The following is a 16,524-nucleotide window of genomic DNA, read 5'->3' on the forward strand; positions in this document are numbered from 1 at the left end:
CGACGCCGCCCGGCGCCTCCTGGCCGCGCACCGCCGGCGCCGCCCGGCCACGCCGAAGAGGGCGGCCGGAGCGACGGCCGCAGCACCCCTGACGCCGTCCGTCTCGCCCGGATCGTCCGGTTCTCCACTCCGCGCGCAACGATTACGAGACGCATTCACATATCTCGAAGCCGGCGTTACCTTCTGGTAACTCGATCGACGTCCCGCGATCGAGCCGAAAGGAGTGCGTCGATGCATGGTTCCCCTGCCAGACGCGAACGCGCGACCCGACGAAGGGTGCTCACCGTCGTCGCCGCCGCCGCGCTCGTCCTGCCGATGCTCGCCGGAACGGCCTCCCCCGCCACCGCGGCCGACCGTCCGGCCATCCAGCCACTCCCCGGCAACCTGGAGGCGATCCGCGCCGCCGAGGCCACCGCCCTCTACGGCGCGCCCGCCATCCGCCCCATCGAACAGCGCCGCACCGCGCTTATCACGATGGGCGACAGCGAGATCTCGGGCGAGGGGGTGGGCAACTACGTGCCCGGCACCCACGAACCCGGCAACTGGTGCGACCGCTCGTACGACCAGGCGGTCTTCCGCACCGGCATCCCCGCCGACGAGAAGTACAACATCGCCTGCTCCGGGGCGACCCCGTGGAACCTGATCCGGGGCGGGCCCACCCAGCACAACGAGCTGAACCAGGGCGACCACCTGGCGATCAAGGCGCGCAACACGCACATCAAGCTGATCTGGGTGGTGGTCGGCGCGAACGGCGACGGCACGATCCAGTTCGGCCCCGTCGCCACCGACTGCACCATCCGCCGGGTCTTCTTCCAGGGCCCGTGCTACCCCACCTACACCGACCAGTGGACGGTGCGCACCGACGGCAGCCGACAGGCGGTCGAGGACGCGCTCACCGACATCCGGCAGACCATGACCGGCGCGGGCTACCTGCGGTCGGACTACGAGCTGGTGCTCATGTCGTACCCGAGCCCCGGCAGCCCGGACGTGGAGGACAACCCGAACTTCCCCGGCTGGTACGCCGGTGGTTGCCTGCTCTACCTGGCCGACGCCGCGTTCGCCCGGAACAAGGCGGTGCCCCTGTTCGAGTCGGCGCTGCGGGCGGCGGCGACCAACACCGGAACCCGCTACCTCGACGCGAGCCGGCTGTTCCACGGCCACGAGGTGTGCACCGACAACACCGCCGTCCGCGGCCTCCACATCGAGATCGGCGTCTGGGACGAGAACGCGGCGCGGCAGTCGTTCCACCCGAATCACCGGGGGCACGGCATGTTCGCCCAGTGCGTCACCCAGTTCTGGAACTCCGGGCAGCAGCGCGCCACCTGCGTCGACCCGGCCAGCACCGGAAACGGCGTGCTCTACCCGGGGCTGTTCGAGTTCAGGCAGCTGCGCAACGCCGCCACCGGCACCTGCGTGGACGGCAAGGGTTACGACTCGCGCAACGGCACGCCGCAGCAGTCGTACGGCTGCCACGGCGGGCGCAACCAGGGCTTCTGGTACGACCCGGCCCGGCAGTCGCTGCACTCGGAGCTCTCCCATGACCGCTGCCTGGACGTCTCGGGCGGCACGCTGAACTCCGGCACGGCGGTCGACATCCACGACTGCCACGGCGGCGCCAACCAGAAGTTCGTGCTGGCCGGCAACCAAATCAAGGCGGCCGGAAACACCAACCTCTGCCTGGCCTTCGACGACCCGTGGCTGGGCACCCCGCGGCTGCGGCTGGCCACCTGCTCCACCAGCACGCGCCAGCAGTGGTCGTTCGAGTCCCGCGCCTTCGCCAACCCGGTGGGCTACGGGCACGACGACTTCATCGGCTCCCGGGTGTACTGAGGCCAGGTGTACTGAGGTGGGGTGTGGCCCGCCGTCCCCGGCTCCGGGCGGTCAGGCATGATCCCTCCGCCGGGGACGGCGGGCCACACCCTCCGTACAGCGCACTGTCCGCGCGAACGGAGCGGCCGTCTCCCATCGGGGGACGGCCGCTCAGGGGTGCTCGCCTCGGGACAGCCCGACGGTTTACTTCTGCTTGACCGGCACGACGATCAGGCGGGCCACGCCGCCGTCGCCGTCCTTGGCGCCGGCCACGCCGACCCTCGTGCCCACCCCGATGTCGGTGGACGCGATCGTCGTACGACGCTCGACGACGCGCAGCCCGTCGCCGAAGGTCCAGGTCATGGTGAAGCCGTCGGTGGACCTCACGGTCATCTTCCCGCCGTCGATCGCGGTCACCTCGCCCCGCTGCACGGCGACGGTCCTCGCGCCGCCGTCCTTCGTCCGCACCACGGCCTCGCCGTGCAGCGTGTTCTTCCGCAGCAGCACCCGGGCCTGCCGGCGCTTGCGCCACTCCTCCGCGCGCTCGCGCCGCGGCTTCTCCCCCGTCGCGGTGGGCGAGGCCACCGGCGAGGCGGAAGCGGCCACGGGGTCGACGTCCAGGTCGCCGGCGTCGAAGCCCATCGCGGCGAGCGCCTGGCCCTCCGCGCCGAGCGCCGCGGCGACCTCGACTGCGGTCTCGCGGGCCGGTTGGCCCGCCACCTCGGCCGCGCCGCAGCCGGTGAGCCCCAGCGCGACCGCCGCGAGCAGCATGCCGGCGGCGATTCCCCAACGTGCCATGAGTCTCCCTCTCGTCCGTCCGTGGAGTCCCAGCCTCCCGCCGTCCGGCGAGCGGCGGGTCAGGCCGATGTTCGAGTTTGGTAAGGATCCGGTGGCAGCCGGACGGTGAACGCCGCCCCGCCCTCCGGCGCGTGCCCGGCCGTGATCCCCCCGCCGAGCCGGCGGACCAGGCCGGCGGCGAGCGCCAGCCCCAGCCCGCTGCCGACCTTGCGCACCCCCCGGTAGCGCTGGTGCAGGGCGCCGCGCTCGAACGCCACCGCCAGGTCGTCGTCGGTGAAACCGGGTCCGCCGTCGCGGACCTCCACGACGCCGCCCGCCGCCGGGTCAGGGCCGGCCGCCCGGACCGCGAGCACGACCGGCGCCCCCGGCGGCACGACGCGCAGCGCGTTCTCCAGCAGCCCGTCCACCACCTGCCGGATCCGCCCCGGATCGGTGTACGCCGGCACCGGCTGCTCCGGGACCTCGGCACGGAACGTGACCCCCACCGCCGCGCACCGGTCGGCCCAGGTCCGGCCGGCGTCGGCGACCAGCCGGGCCAGGTCCACCGGCACCGGTTCGAGCGGGAAGTCGGCGGCCTCCAGCCGGGCCAGCGCCAACAGGTCGCTGACCAGCCGGTCCAGGTGCTCCGCCTCGGCGAGCACAGTACGGCCGGTGCCCGCCGCGTCCGCCGCCCCGATCACCCCGTCCGCCAGCGCCTCGGCGTAGCCCCGGATCGCGGTCAGCGGGGTGCGCAACTCGTGCGAGACGGAGAGCAGGAACTCCCGCTGCCGGCCCTCGCTGGTGGCCAGCGCGGCGGCCAGCCCGTTCAGCGCGTACGCCAGGTCGGCCACCTCGTCGGGCGGCTCCACCGGCACGCGTACCGTCCGGTCCCCGGCGCGCAGCCGGGCGGCGGCGTCGGCGGCGCGCCGGATCGGCCGGGCCAGCCGGCGGGCCAGCAGCAGCCCGGCCACCACGCCGGCGGCCAGCCCGGCCAACAGCGGCAGCCAGAGGCTGGGCAGCACCTGCCGCCACGGGGCGGTGGCCCGTGAGCGGGTCAGCACCACCCCGTTGCCGCCCGGCAGGGCGCGGCCCTCGATCAGCGTGCGCCGCCCGCCCAGGGGCCGGCGGGTCGACACGTTCCGTCCCTCGGCGACGCGCTGCACCACCCGAGGCGGCAGGCCGGGCCGGTCCGCGACGCCCCGCCGGACCAGGTACGCGTCGACGCCCTGGGCGCGCAACTGGCGGACGATCCGCTCCTCGTCGGCGGTCCGCCCGGTCTCCAGCCGGGGCCGCAGCACCTCGGCGGCGAGCCGGGCCTGGGCGGCCAGCGCCTCCTGGTCGCGCCGCTCGACGCCGAGCACCGCCACGGGCACCGCCACGATCGCGGTGACCAGCACCGAGACCAGGGCCACCGCGCAGGTGACCAGCACCGCACGGGAGGTGAGCGTACGGGCGGGGCGGGGGCGGGACGGCCGCGCCGGCGGGCCGACCACCGGCAGCGCGACGGTGGGCTCAGCCATCGGCGGCGTACCCGACGCCCCGGTGGGTGCGGATCACGCTGGCCGCGCCGAGCTTCGCGCGGACCTGCGCGACGTGCACGTCGACGGTGCGGGTGCCGGCGTGGGCCGCGTACCCCCACACCCCGGCGAGCAGTTCCTCCCGCGTGAAGACCCGGCCCGGCCGGGCCATCAGGTGCGCGAGCAGGTCGAACTCGGTCGACGTGAGCTGCACCGGGGCCCCCGCGACGGTCACGGTGCGCCGGGCCGGGTCGAGCGTCACCGCGCCGACGACCCGCGGCCGGCCCATTCCTCCGGGCGCTCCGGCCGTGCGACGCAGCACCGCCCGCACCCGGGCGACCAGTTCGCGCGGGCTGAACGGCTTGGTGACGTAGTCGTCGGCGCCCAGTTCCAGCCCGACGACGCGGTCCACCTCGTCGTCGCGGGCGGTGAGGAAGATGACCGGCGTCCAGTCGCCGGCCTCGCGCAGCCGCCGGCAGACCTCGGTGCCGGCCAGGCCGGGCAGCGCGATGTCGAGGACGCAGGCCACCGGCCGCAGCCGGCGGGCGACGGCCAGGGCTGCGGCGCCGTCCCGTTCCACGTGTACGCCGAACCCGTCGCGGATCAGGTAGAGCCGGACCAGGTCGGCGATGGCCGGCTCGTCCTCCACCACGAGGACGAGCCCGCGGGTCGGGGCGTCGACGGTCACCGGCCCATGATTCCCGACGCGGCGGCGCTGGGCGGGTCAGCGGATGTTCGGGTTCGGTAAGAAGGCGGTCAGCGCACCACGGCCGGCCGGAACGCGGCGGGTCGCGCGACCGCCGGCGCCTCGCCGATGGTGGCGACGAGCCGCTCCCGGGGCGCCCGCAGCCGGGTCCGGAAGGCGTGGTTGAGCAGCGCGTCGAGCTGCCACACCTGCTTCGGGTGCCGGGTGTGGATGAGGAACCGCTCGCGGACCCCGTCGATCGCGGTGGCCGCCAGCTCGACCGAGTGCAGGCGCGGGTCCGGGCTCCAGGTGACGTTGCTGAGTTCCCGCAGCTCGGTGTTGAGGTGCAGGCGCAGCCGGTGCAGGACCCGGGTCTGCTGGGTGACGACCAGCCGCCGGTGGGTCAGCAGGAAAAGGTACTCACCGGCCATCGGGCGGTCCGGCCGGCTGCACCGGGTGACCAGGATGGTGGCGTCGCCGGAGCCGACGCAGCGGCGGAAGACCGGCATGTGCCGGCTGACGGTCTGCATCGCCAGTCCGGCCTCGGAGGCGGCCGGGAGGAACGTTCGGGAGAAGACGTCCATGCCCTGCCCAACGACGGGAGTCGGAGGGTGACGTGGGTCACGCGCAAATTGCAGAACTTCCACACCCGCGCGTCGCACCGCCTGTCCGACTTCCGGGCCCGTCGCGCCGGACGGGCCCGGAAGTACGCGTCAGAGCAACGGCTGCATCGCGCCGAAACCGCTGCCCAGCCGGGTCGGGGCGAGCCATCCGCCGCCGCTCCAGCGGTACCGCAGCACGTTGCCGGTCGACTTCTGGACCGCGACCAGGTCGGGCCGGCCGTCCCGGTCGAAGTCGCCGAGCTGGACGAGGTCGCGCATGCCGCCCCAGCCGGCGCCCGCGTCGAGCCGGGCGCCGAGGAGGCCGTCCGGGCCGCCCGGGTGGACGTGCAGGCGGCCCGTGGTCGTGTCCCGGGCGAGCACGTCGAGGCGCCCGTCACCGGTGAAGTCGGCGCCGCCGGTCAGCTCGTCGAGCCCGTTCCAGCCCGCGCCGCCGAGGGCGACCCGGCTGCCGAAGCCGGTGCCCTTGCCCGGATAGAGCCAGAGCACGCCGGTGGAGGTCTGCACCGCCGCGATGTCCTGGAAGCCGTCGCCGTTCCAGTCGCCGACGGGGGTGATCTCGCGCATGCCGTTCCAGCCGCTGCCGACCCTGACCCGGGTGGTCACGCCGGTGCCGTTGCCCGGGTAGAACCACAGGTAGCCGGTCGACTTCTCGCGGGCCAGCAGGTCCTCGCCGCCGGCCCGGTCGAAGTTGCCCGCCCGGACGATCGCGTCCATCCCGTTCCAGCCCGCGCCGAGCGAGACCCGCCCGCTCAGCGTGGCGCCGTTGCCGCCGTAGACGTACAGCCGGCCGGTGGCCGGCTCGCGGTAGCCGAGGTCGGCCCAGCCGTTGCCGGTGAAGTCGCCGAACCGGGTGGCGGGCAGCGGGGCGACGTCGAGGTGGTTGCTGTCGATGTTGATGGTCACCCCGCCCCAGGTCTCGTGGTGGTCGCCCCGGTACTGCTTCATCCGCTGCTTCGGCATCCAGTACGACTCGGGCAGCGCCTCGTCCGCCACCGTCTGCACGCCGTCCCACCGGGCGAAGTCCAGGTAGTCCGGCCGGCCGTGGCCGGCCCGCTCGTACGCGGAGACCTGGTCGGCGAGGCCGCCGGAGGCCACGTCGGTGTAGAAGCCGGAGAAGTAGCCGTGGTCGTGCAGCCGGATGGTCCAGGCGTGGGTGAAGGTCTGCACCGCCGCCGTGCAGGCCGCGTCGCCCGCCGGGTACTTCTCCATGTTGTAGAAGACGGTGCTCTCTCGGGTGAGCCCCAGGTCGCGGGCGCGCGCCGCGGCGTCGTCGGCGGCGGCCCGTCCCTGCGCGGCGGCCTGCGCCGGGTCGATCCGCGGCTTGCTGGTGCTGCGGCAGGGCGCCTGCGGCCCGACGTAGAGCGGGAAGAAGCGCCAGCCCGCCGCCGCCTGCGTGGTCACCCACTCCCGGGTCAGGTTCGGCTGGGCGCAGGCCCGGCCGTTCCCCCCGATGTAGATGCCCACCGCCCGGTACGGCGAGGCGAGCCACGCGTTCATGGCCGCGTTCGACGGCGCGGTGCAGGTGTCGAAGCCCAGGCCGGTGAACGCGCCCGGGTGCGGCCCGGGGTAGCCGGCGGCCCGCGCGGGCCCGGCGGTGCCGGTCAGGGCGGCGCCGGCGGCGAGCACGGTGGCCGCCGTCGCGGCGAGGGCCCGCCGGGCGGAACGCCGCAGCCCGGCGGGCAGAGCCGAACGGAACGTCACGAGTCCTCGATCCTGGCCGCTCAGAGCAGCGGGGTCATGGAGCCGAACCCGGTGCCGAGCCGGATGGGCGCCGCCCAGGCGGTGCCGAGCCAGCGGTACCGGTAGACGTAGCCGGTCGACTTCTGCACGGCCACCATGTCCGGCCGGCCGTCCCGGTCGAAGTCGCCGAGCTGGACGAGGTCGCGCATGGTGTTCCAGCCGGCACCGACCTTGGTACGGGTGTTGGGCGCGCCGGCACGACCCGGGTACAGGTAGAGGTCACCGGTGCTCTTCTCCCGCGCGACCACGTCGGGGTAGCCGTCGTTGTTGAAGTCGCCGCCGCCGTTCAGCTCGTCCACCGTGTTCCAGCCGGAGCCGAGCAGGACGCGGCTGGTGAACGCGCTGCCTCCCGTGCCGGGATACAGGTAGAGCGCGCCGGTGGAGCTCTGCACCGCCAGCAGGTCCTGGAAGCCGTCGCGGTTGTAGTCGCCGATAGGCGTGATCTCCCGGACGCTGTTCCACCCCGCGCCAAGGTTGATCCGGCCGCTGATCCCCGACCCGGTGCCCGGGTAGAGCCACAGATAGCCGGTGGCCGGCTCGCGGGCGATCACGTCCTCGCCGCCGTCCCGGTCGAAGTTGCCGGCCCGGATGATCGTGTCCATGCCGTTCCAGCCGGCGCCCAGCGTGATCCGGCCGCTCAGCGTGGTGCCGTTGCCGCCGTAGACGTACAGCCGGCCGGTGGCCGGCTCCTGGTAGCCGAGGTCCGCCCAGCCGTTGCCGGTGAAGTCGCCGAACCGGGTCGCCGGCAGCGGGGCGACGTCGAGGTAGTCGCCGTCGATGTTGATGGTGACCCCGCCCCACGTCTCGTCGTGCGGGCCCACGTGCTGCTTCATCCGTCGCTTCGGCATCCAGTAGCTGGCCGGGATGGTCGGGTCCTCGACCGTGGCCTCGTTGTCCCAGCGCGCGAAGTCGAGGTAGTCCGGACGCACGTAGCCGGGCGTGTCGTAGGCGGCGACCTGGTCGGCGACGCCACGGGCCACGCTGCTGTAGAAGCCCGAGAGGTAGCCCTGGTCGTGCAGCCGGGCGGTCCACGCGCTCATGAAGGTGAGGACCGCGGTGGTGCAGGCGGCGTCGCCGCCGTCGTAGTCCTCCATGTCGTAGAAGAGGACGCTCTCCCGGGGCAGGCCGAGTTCCACCGCCCGCGCCACGGCGTCGTCGGCCTCGGACTGGCCCTGCGCCGCCGCCTGCGCCGGGTCGATGCGCGGCCGGCTGGTCGGCAGGCAGGGAGCCTGGAGGCCGACGTACATCGGGACGAGGTGCCAGCCCTCCGCCGTCTGCTCCGCGACCCACTCAGGGGTCAGCGCGGGCTGTGCGCAGCCCCGGCTGCTGCCGCCGAAGTAGATGACGACCGCCCGGTACGGTGAGTGCTCGCGCCACGCCTGCATCTGGGCGCTGGTCGGCGCGGTGCAGGCGTCGAAGCCGAGGCCGGTGTAGGTGCCGGGCTGCGGCGGCACGGCGGCGTGGGCCGGGCTGGTGACGGCCGTCAGCGCGAGGCCGGCGCCGACGACGGTGGTGGCGGCGAGGGCCACGGTCCGGCGGGCGGCCCGGCGCAGCCCGGCCGGCGAGAGTGTGGATTGCACGTTTCCCCGATCTGTCCCCGTGAGTCCGACAGCCGGCGGCCGGACGCGTCACTCGCGCCGCCGGCCCGCTGATTCTGACCACAGTCGACGGCTCCTGTCGAGGTCGTGACCGGCACCGAACAAACCAGGGGTGCCGCGGGCGGCCCCTCGCGCCTGCTGGGCGGGGCCGCGCGCCGCCCGTCCGGGTTCAGACCGGGTCGGGCTCGAACAGCTCCGTCAGCCAGCCGGGCACCGCGGAGGCGTACTGCGCCCGGGCCGGGTCGCGCGTCATGAGCGCCCGGCGCCAGGAGAGCGACCGGCTCACCCGGGTGACGCGGACGGCCAGCCGGGCCACCTCGCGCAGCGTGGCCCGGTCGTGCCGGTCCGACCACGGCTCCAGGTACGCGTCCCGCAGCCGCGCCAGCGTTGGGTCGCCGGCGGGCAGCTCGAAGGCGTCCGCGACCGAGTTCAGCGTGACGAGCAGGGTGCCGAACGGGTGGGCGACCGAGGCGTCCCCCCAGTCGAAGAACCGGTGCCCGTCGTCGGCGACGAAGACGTTGCCGTCGTGCAGGTCGTCGTGCTGGATGCTGGGCGCGACGCCCGAGTCGGCCAGCCGCCGGCAGTGCTCGGCGAAGGTGTCCCGATGGGCGCGCAACCGCCCGTACGCCTCGACGTCGAGCCCGTCCTCCGCCCCCAGCAGCAGCGACTCCTCGTCGTCCAGCAGCGCCTCGAACAGCTCCGGCAGCACCTCCGGCCGGTGGTCGGGCACCCCGAGCGCGAGCAGCTCGCCGGCCCGGGGCGCGACCGTGCGCTGGAGGTCGGCGTACTCCGGCAGGACCTGCTCCCAGCGGGCCAGCAGGTCGCGGTCGCCGCCCAGCGTGTCGCGCAGCGAGCGGCCCCCGTCGGGCAGCAGCGACCAGCCGCGGTCGGCGTCGACCGCGATCGGGTCGAGCACCCGCCCCGGGGCGAGCCGGGCCAGCGCGGCCAGCAGCGCCGCCTCGTGCCGGGTGCCCGGGTTGTTCGCCTTGAACCAGGCGTCCCCGGCGTCGGTGGGCACCCGCCAGACGAGGGACCACGGCCGGACCCGGGGCTCGACCGGCCCGACGACCCGCCGGCCGTGCCGGCCGAGCTGGTCGCCGACCCAGCCGAGCGCGGTGTCCCGCCAGTGCGGGTCGGCCCAGTCGGCGTACGGCGTGGAGGCAGTGGTCACGCCGCGGAATGTAGCCCCGTCACTGGCGCCGGGGCGACACCTTATCCCCGGCGCACCCCGTGGCCAGCGGCGATCGACGCGCCCCGGCCGGTCCCGGCGATGCTCGTCGCCGCCGTCGGCGGGGACGGCTATCCTTCACCGCCATGCCGGACGCCTCGTTCCTCGCCGCCACCCGCGACTCCTACGACACCATGGCCGCCGACTACACCGAGTGGCTTCGTACGGACATGGACGGCAGGCCCCTCGACCGCGCGCTGCTGGCCGCCTTCGCCGAGGCGGTGCAGGCCGGCGGCAACGGCCCCGTCGCCGACGTCGGCTGCGGGCCCGGCCGCGTCACGATCCTGCTGCACCGGCTGGGACTCGACGCGTTCGGCATCGACCTGTCGCCCGGAATGGTCGCGCTGGCCCGGGAGACGTACCCGCGGCTGCGGTTCGAGGTGGGCTCGATGCTCGCCCTGGAGCTGCCGGACGCCTCCCTCGGCGGGCTGCTCGCCTACTACTCGGTCATCCACGTCCCCTGGGAGCGGCGGCCCGAGGTCTTCGCCGAGTTCCACCGCGTGCTCGCGCCGGGCGGGCAGCTCATGCTCGCCTTCCAGGTCGGCGACGAACGCTTCCACCTCGACGAGGCTTTCGGCAGGCCGATCTGCGTCGACTGGTACCGGCAGCGACCGGACGAGGTGGCCGCGCTGGTACGCGAGGCCGGGTTCGACCTGTGGACCACGGTCGTGAAGGAGGCCGAGGGCACGGAGAAGACCCCGCAGGGCTTCGTGTTGGCGCGCAAGCCTGCCGGGGCGTAGCCCCTTCCCGTCGGGGGGGGTGCCCTCAGAGCAGCTCGACGATGGTGGCGTTGGCCATGCCGCCGCCCTCGCACATGGTCTGGAGGCCGTAGCGGATGTTGTTGTCCCGCATGTGGGCGAGCATGGTGGTCATGATCCGGGCGCCGGAGGCGCCGAGCGGGTGGCCGAGGGCGATCGCGCCGCCGCGCGGGTTGAGCCGTTCCGCGTCCGCCTCGGTCTCCGCCAGCCAGGCCAGCGGCACCGGGGCGAACGCCTCGTTCACCTCGTACACCCCGATCTCCTCGATGCCCAGCCCCGCGCGGCGCAGCGCCTTCGCGGTGGCCGGGATGGGCGCGGTGAGCATGGTGACCGGGTCGTCGGCGGCGACCACGGCGGTGTGGATCCGGGCCAGCGGGCGCAGGCCGTGCCGGCTGGCCCACTCGCCGGTGGTGACGGCGAGCGCCGCCGCGCCGTCGGAGATCTGCGACGCGGAGCCGGCGGTGACGACGCCGTCGGGGCGGAACGGGGTGGCCAGCTCGCCGAGCTTCTCCAGCGAGGTGTCCCGCCGGATGCCCTCGTCGGCGGCGAACTTGCCGCCGTCGGCCAGGGCGACCGGGGTGATCTCGGCGTCGAAGGCGCCGGCGTCCTGCGCGGCGGCCGCCTTCTCGTGGCTGGCGAGGGCGAACTCGTCGAGCTGGGCCCGGGAGAAGCGCCAGCGCGCGGCGATCAGCTCCGCCCCGACGCCCTGGTTGAACGGCAGCGGCGCGTCCTCGGCGAAGCCCTCGACGCCCCGGTACCGGTCGCGGAGCTGCTCGCTGAAGGGCATCCCGCCGGCCCCGCTGGAACCCATGGCCACCCGGGTCATCGACTCGACGCCGCCGGCGACCACCAGGTCGGCCTGGCCGGAGAGCACGGTGGCGGCGGCGAAGTGCAGGGCCTGCTGGCTGGAGCCGCACTGCCGGTCGAGCGTGGTGCCGGGCACCGACTCGGGCCAGCCCGCGGCCAGCACGCCGTTGCGGGCGATGTTCCACGACTGGTCGCCGACCTGGGAGACGCAGCCCCAGACCACGTCGTCGACCTGGGCAGGGTCGATCCCGGTGCGCTCGGCGAGGGCGCGCAGCACGTGCGCCGAGAGGTCGACCGGGTGCACGGGGGCCAGGCTGCCCTTGCGCCGCCCCACCGGGGTGCGTACCGCGCCGACGATGACTGCGTCACTCATGACTACTCCCCGGTAACTTCGGCTGCCACCGATACTACGTCCTGGGCGGGCCGCCGTCCTCCCCCGGGGTGCGCTGGCATCCTGGACGGATGCGCCCAGACCCGTCCCCGGCCGTCCACCAGTGGCGGGTGCCGGCCACCCTGCCGGCACTCAAGCTGGCCGGCGCGGTCGCGCTGCTCGCGCTCGCGCTGCTCCTCGACGAGGGCGACCCGGTCCAGTTGGGGCTGGCCGTGGTCGCGGCCACCGCGCTGGCCGGCTGGGCGGCGCGCGACCTGGTGACGCCGGTCCGGCTGGCGGTCGACCCGGAGGGGGTCACCGTCGTCCAGGGCTTCGCGGGTCGCCGCCGGCTGCCCTGGTCGGCCGTCGAGCGGGTCACCGTGGACCGCCGCGCCCGGCTGGGCCTGACCAGCGAGGTGCTGGAGATCGACGCCGGGGAGTCGCTGCACCTCTTCGGCCGCCTCGACCTCGGCGCCGAGCCCGCCGACGTGGCCGAGGCCCTGCACGAGGCCCGCCCGCGCTGAGCGGCGGTCAGCCGCCGCGGCGTCCGGCGGGGCGGGCTGGCCGTAGCCGGCCCGCCGCACGGCCCGCTCGGTCCCGCGGCACGACCGGGCGGACGGTCAGCCGCCGAGGATGACGGCGGTGCGGATCAGCGCCAGGCCGAGCAGCGCCGCCACGACCACCGCGCCGCCGGCGAACTGCACCAGCGTCCGCCGGGACCGTGGGGCGTACGCGAACACGAGCGCCACCAGCCCGCCGACCACCAGCCCGCCCAGGTGCCCGGGGATCGAGATGCCGGGCACGGTGAACGTGAAGACCAGGTTGATCACCAGGATGGGGAGCACCTGGGAGATGTCCCGCCCCATCCTGCGTTCGATGACCACCAGCGCGGCGAAGAGGCCGAAGATCGACGTGGACGCGCCGGCGGTGAGCTGGTTCTGCTCGCTGAACAGGTACGCGGCGACGTTCCCGCCCAGCCCGGAGACGAGATAGAGCACGCCGAACCGCAGCGGCCCGAGACTGGCCTCCAGCGACCGGCCCAGCACCCACAGCGCCCACATGTTCAGTAGCAGGTGGACCACGCCGTAGTGCAGGAACATCGCGGTGACCAGGCGGTACCACTCGCCCTCGGCGATGCCGCCGACCGTGCCGTCGGGGAAGATCGCGCCGCCGAGCACCGCGCCCCAGTCGGTCAGCGGGGTGCTGCCGCCCATCAGGCCGCCGAAGCCGGAGCCGCCGACCGCCGCGTCCCCGCCCCGGTCCGAGGCGATGGAGAGCAGCATCAGCAGCACGTTCAGCGCGATCAGCGCCTTGGTGACGTACCCGTGCCGGCCGGCGGCACCGCCACCGAAGACGGTGCGCGCCGGCCGCACGCTACGACGTCCCTCCGCCACGCACTCCGGGCACTGGAACCCGACCGACGCCTCCCGCATGCAGTCCGGGCAGATCGGCCGGTCACAGCGGGTGCACCGGACGTACGTCTCCCGGCCGGGGTGCCGGTAGCAGACCGGGGTGACCGGCGGCGACTCGCTCACCGCGCCCGCCCGCCGACGCGGGCCGCGCGGCCCGCCAACCGGTCCCGACCTTCGGAGCGCTCAGTCATGTGGGCAAAGGTACCTCGCGGACGGCTCAGGCAGCGGAACGCTCGATCTCGACCCGCTCGATGACGACGTCCTGCAGCGGCCGGTCGTTCGGGCCGGTCGGGGTGTTGGCGATCGAGTCGACCACCTTCGCGGACTGCTCGTCGGCCACCTGACCGAAGATGGTGTGCCGGTTGTTCAGGTGCGGCGTCGGCGAGACGGTGATGAAGAACTGCGAGCCGTTCGTGCCCGGCCCGGCGTTCGCCATGGCCAGCAGGTACGGCCGGTCGAAGCGCAGCTCCGGGTGGAACTCGTCGCCGAACTTGTACCCCGGGCCACCGCGGCCGGTGCCCGTCGGGTCGCCCATCTGGATCATGAAGCCACTGATCACCCGGTGCGAGATGGTGCCGTCGTAGTACGGCCCACTGCCCGGCTGGCCCGTGCGCGGGTCGGTGTATTCGCGGTTGCCCTCGGCCAGGTCGACGAAGTTCTTGACGGTCTTCGGCGCGTGGTTGGGGAAGAGCTCCAGCCGGATCGGGCCAGCGTTGGTGTGCAAGGTGGCGTAGACAGCCTCGGCCACGGGTACTCCTCACTCGTTGGTCAGTTCCATGCGGATCCTCCCATGTGCCCGATCTGGCAGTGCGGAGGCATCCGAAGGTGGAGGATGACGAAGGAACAACTCCCAGGAGGTGGGACCGTGTTTGGAATCGGGCGGCGTAAGACCCAGGGGCAGCTGGCCAAGGCGGAGCTGAACCAGGGCCTCGGTCACCTGAGGCAGGCCGCGACGTACGCCGCGAAGGGCGCCGGCGCCACCGTCGGCCCGCGGGTCCAGGCGGCCCGGGGCGCCGTCGCGCCGACCGCCGTCATCGTGCGCGACCGCGCGTCCAGCGGTCTCGCGTCCACGGTCGCCGCGCTCGCGCCGCTGGCCCTGGCCGTCCGCAAGGCCCAGGCCGAGGCGGCGGGCAAGACGGTCACCGGCAGGAAGGCCGCCGCAGCCAAGCAGGCCGCGGTCACCAGGAAGGTCAAGGCGAAGAACATGAAGGCTTCCCGGAAGAAGAACACACGGCGCGGCAGGTCCATGTTGACCGGTCTCCTCGCGGCCGGCGCGGTGGCCGGCGTCGCCGCGATGGCGATGCGTCGCCGCCGCGAGCAGCAGGAGTGGGCCGAGTACGACCCGACCCGCACGCTGGAACCGATGCGCGACGAGGTCGAGACCATGGAGATCCGGACCCCTGTCACCGACGCCTCGACGCTGTCGAGCGGCCCGGGCGTGGCCGGCAGGCCGACCGGTGCCGGCAGCTCGGCGGCGGCCGGCGGCGACACCGCCTCCACCACCGCCCCCGGCACGCAGCCGACGGTCCACGCGACGGACAAGGTCCCGTCGGTGGCCGAGGGCGCCAAGAACGTGTCGGGCCGCCCGGCGGACAACCTGACCGAGGCGCTGGGCAAGGGCGCCAAGACCAACGGGCGTCGCTGACGCCCCCGAAGTCCCCGGAAAGCGCCGGCAGAGCGGATCACCCCGCGCCGCCGGCGCTTCCGCGTCCCCCGGTCAGAGCCAGCCGTTGCGGCGGAACCAGCGGTAGAGGGCCAGCGAGATCGCGAGCATGAGGGCCAGCACGACCGGATAGCCGTACGTCATCCGCAGCTCCGGCATGACGTCGAAGTTCATGCCGTAGATGCCGGCGATGGCGGTCCAGACGGCGGCGATGGCCGCCCACGCGGCGATCTTGCGCATGTCGTTGTTCTGGTCGACCGTGACCTGGGCCAGCCGGGCCTGGAGGATGGAGTTGAGCAGGTCGTCGTAGGAGTTGACCTGCTCGACGGTGCGGCTGAGGTGGTCCTGCACGTCGCGGAAGTAGCGGCGGATCTCGTCGGGCACGTCCCGGTTCAGCTGCGCGGTGAGCGTCATCAGCGGGCGTTGCAGCGGCGTCACCGCCCGCTTGAACTCCACCAGTTCCCGCTTCATCTGGTAGATCCGCTGGATCCGGCCGCTCGACTGGCGGTCGAACACCTCGACCTCCAGCGTGTCGAGGTCGTCCTCCAGCCGGTCGGCGACCTCCAGGTAGATGTCCACCACCCGGTCGGTCACCGCGTACGCCACCGACCAGGGGCCGTGGAGCAGCAGGTCCTGCTTCGTCTCCAGGTCGGCCCGGACGGGGGCCAGCCGGCAGGCGTCCCCGTGCCGGACGCTGATCAGGAAGTTCGGCCCGATGAAGAGCATCACCTGGCCCGTCTCGACGACCTCGGAGTTCTCGGTCAGCTCGGCGTGCTCGCAGTAGCGCGCGGTCCGCAGCACCAGGAAGCTGACCTCGCCGAACTGCTCCAGCTTGGGGCGCTGCTGCGCCTTGACCGCGTCCTCGACGGCCAGCTCGTGCAGGCCGTAGGTGGCGGCGATGGCGGTCATCTCGGCCAGCTCCGGTTCGTGCAGGCCGAGCCAGACGAAGCCGTTCTCCTCGCGGCGGGCCGCGGCGAGCGCGTCGGCGTACCGCCAGTCGCCGGGCTGCCGCCGGCCGTCGACGTAGAGGGCGCAGTCGACCACCGCGCTGCGCTGCGGGCCGGCCGGCGTCGGGGGGCCCTGGAGGCCGTCGGGGTTGAGCCGGCGGGTCATCGCCCGCACGGGCGCCGCCCAGTCCCGGGGCCTGAGCATCCGCCCGCCGTTCGGCGAGGCCGTCCGCCCCCGCTGCCCCCGGTCCGTCATCACGCCCCCTCCCCACGCGCTGCCGCGGCTAGCAGGGTACGCCGCCGTCGACGGTCACGGGCGGTGACGATCGACCGTGGTGGCACCGGGCGGGCCGGGCCGCATCGGGGGGTGAGGGGACGACACGGCCCACCCGGCACCCTTGGGGGCGGGGGTTGTGCTGCTCGCGTCGCTCCGCGTGCCGCCCGGCGGGGGCCGGTCGGGCTCGTCGTCGGGCGCGACATGGGCCGGCGCCGGACGGTGAGTTGCGTTACGTGAGTGACGCTCGCAGCATTGTGGGCCACCGGCCGCCCCGGCGGGAGCCCCGGGACGGCCCGTATTGCCGCACTGTCAG

15 protein-coding genes are annotated in these 16,524 nt (G+C 74.2%); 4 read left to right on the forward strand and 11 right to left on the reverse strand.

What is annotated here, in order from left to right; all coding sequences use genetic code 11:
- The first annotated feature begins 231 nt into the window (after positions 1 to 231).
- A complete protein-coding gene (locus ACGF5C_RS23535) occupies positions 232 to 1,830 on the forward strand; it encodes a ricin-type beta-trefoil lectin domain protein (RefSeq protein WP_393304814.1) in 1,599 nt (532 codons plus the stop codon).
- Positions 1,831 to 2,013: 183 nt separating this feature from the next.
- On the opposite strand, the gene ACGF5C_RS23540 is transcribed toward ACGF5C_RS23535, so the two are convergent.
- The 7 genes from ACGF5C_RS23540 to ACGF5C_RS23570 form a co-directional block, all read right to left on the reverse strand.
- On the reverse strand, positions 2,014 to 2,607 hold the full coding sequence (locus ACGF5C_RS23540) for a hypothetical protein (RefSeq protein WP_393304815.1): 594 nt from the start codon (positions 2,605 to 2,607) through the stop codon (positions 2,014 to 2,016).
- Positions 2,608 to 2,666: 59 nt separating this feature from the next.
- A complete protein-coding gene (locus ACGF5C_RS23545; RefSeq protein WP_393304817.1) occupies positions 2,667 to 4,106 on the reverse strand; it encodes a sensor histidine kinase in 1,440 nt (479 codons plus the stop codon).
- On the reverse strand, positions 4,099 to 4,791 hold the full coding sequence (locus ACGF5C_RS23550; protein WP_393304819.1) for a response regulator: 693 nt from the start codon (positions 4,789 to 4,791) through the stop codon (positions 4,099 to 4,101). Before ACGF5C_RS23550 ends, ACGF5C_RS23545 begins: the two co-directional genes overlap by 8 nt.
- A gap of 68 nt (positions 4,792 to 4,859) precedes the next feature.
- Positions 4,860 to 5,372 carry a hypothetical protein gene (locus ACGF5C_RS23555; RefSeq protein WP_357698312.1) on the reverse strand — a complete coding sequence of 171 codons (513 nt, stop codon included), beginning with the start codon at positions 5,370 to 5,372 and terminating at the stop codon, positions 4,860 to 4,862.
- Between the two features lie 129 nt (positions 5,373 to 5,501).
- Positions 5,502 to 7,112, reverse strand: coding sequence for a glycoside hydrolase domain-containing protein (locus tag ACGF5C_RS23560; RefSeq protein WP_393304821.1), 1,611 nt, complete (start codon positions 7,110 to 7,112; stop codon positions 5,502 to 5,504).
- Positions 7,113 to 7,132: 20 nt separating this feature from the next.
- Positions 7,133 to 8,731, reverse strand: coding sequence for a glycoside hydrolase domain-containing protein (locus ACGF5C_RS23565; RefSeq protein ID WP_393304823.1), 1,599 nt, complete (start codon positions 8,729 to 8,731; stop codon positions 7,133 to 7,135).
- A 187-nt stretch (positions 8,732 to 8,918) separates the two neighbouring features.
- Complete coding sequence (locus ACGF5C_RS23570) at positions 8,919 to 9,920, reverse strand: phosphotransferase (RefSeq protein WP_393304824.1); 1,002 nt, start codon at positions 9,918 to 9,920, stop codon at positions 8,919 to 8,921.
- A 143-nt stretch (positions 9,921 to 10,063) separates the two neighbouring features.
- Between ACGF5C_RS23570 and ACGF5C_RS23575 the strand changes: the two genes are divergently transcribed.
- Positions 10,064 to 10,717, forward strand: coding sequence for a class I SAM-dependent methyltransferase (locus ACGF5C_RS23575; RefSeq protein WP_393304826.1), 654 nt, complete (start codon positions 10,064 to 10,066; stop codon positions 10,715 to 10,717).
- 25 nt (positions 10,718 to 10,742) lie between these two features.
- Here the strand turns inward: ACGF5C_RS23575 and ACGF5C_RS23580 are convergent, their stop codons facing one another.
- The gene (locus ACGF5C_RS23580) at positions 10,743 to 11,915 is read right to left on the reverse strand and encodes a thiolase family protein (protein WP_393304828.1); all 1,173 of its coding nucleotides are present in this window, start codon (positions 11,913 to 11,915) and stop codon (positions 10,743 to 10,745) included.
- An 89-nt stretch (positions 11,916 to 12,004) separates the two neighbouring features.
- Here ACGF5C_RS23580 and ACGF5C_RS23585 point away from each other — a divergent pair, with 89 nt between their 5' ends.
- Positions 12,005 to 12,436, forward strand: a complete 432-nt coding sequence (locus ACGF5C_RS23585; protein WP_393304830.1) for a PH domain-containing protein — start codon at positions 12,005 to 12,007, stop codon at positions 12,434 to 12,436.
- A 96-nt stretch (positions 12,437 to 12,532) separates the two neighbouring features.
- Here ACGF5C_RS23585 and ACGF5C_RS23590 read toward each other — a convergent pair whose 3' ends face one another.
- Entirely contained in the window at positions 12,533 to 13,447 is a 915-nt protein-coding gene (locus ACGF5C_RS23590; RefSeq protein ID WP_357450545.1) for a rhomboid family intramembrane serine protease, read from the reverse strand.
- 94 nt (positions 13,448 to 13,541) lie between these two features.
- The gene (locus tag ACGF5C_RS23595; protein ID WP_393304832.1) at positions 13,542 to 14,072 is read right to left on the reverse strand and encodes a peptidylprolyl isomerase; all 531 of its coding nucleotides are present in this window, start codon (positions 14,070 to 14,072) and stop codon (positions 13,542 to 13,544) included.
- Between the two features lie 84 nt (positions 14,073 to 14,156).
- On the opposite strand from ACGF5C_RS23595, the gene ACGF5C_RS23600 reads away from it, so the two are divergent.
- Positions 14,157 to 14,969, forward strand: a complete 813-nt coding sequence (locus tag ACGF5C_RS23600) for a hypothetical protein (protein WP_393304834.1) — start codon at positions 14,157 to 14,159, stop codon at positions 14,967 to 14,969.
- 72 nt (positions 14,970 to 15,041) lie between these two features.
- Here the strand turns inward: ACGF5C_RS23600 and corA are convergent, their stop codons facing one another.
- Positions 15,042 to 16,190: a magnesium/cobalt transporter CorA gene (gene corA / locus ACGF5C_RS23605; RefSeq protein WP_393304835.1), complete on the reverse strand. Its 1,149-nt coding sequence runs from the start codon at positions 16,188 to 16,190 to the stop codon at positions 15,042 to 15,044.
- Positions 16,191 to 16,524 lie beyond the last annotated feature (334 nt).

Origin of the sequence: Micromonospora sp. NPDC047620, assembly GCF_043205005.1 — a bacterium.
Taxonomy (GTDB): Bacteria; Actinomycetota; Actinomycetes; order Mycobacteriales; family Micromonosporaceae; genus Micromonospora.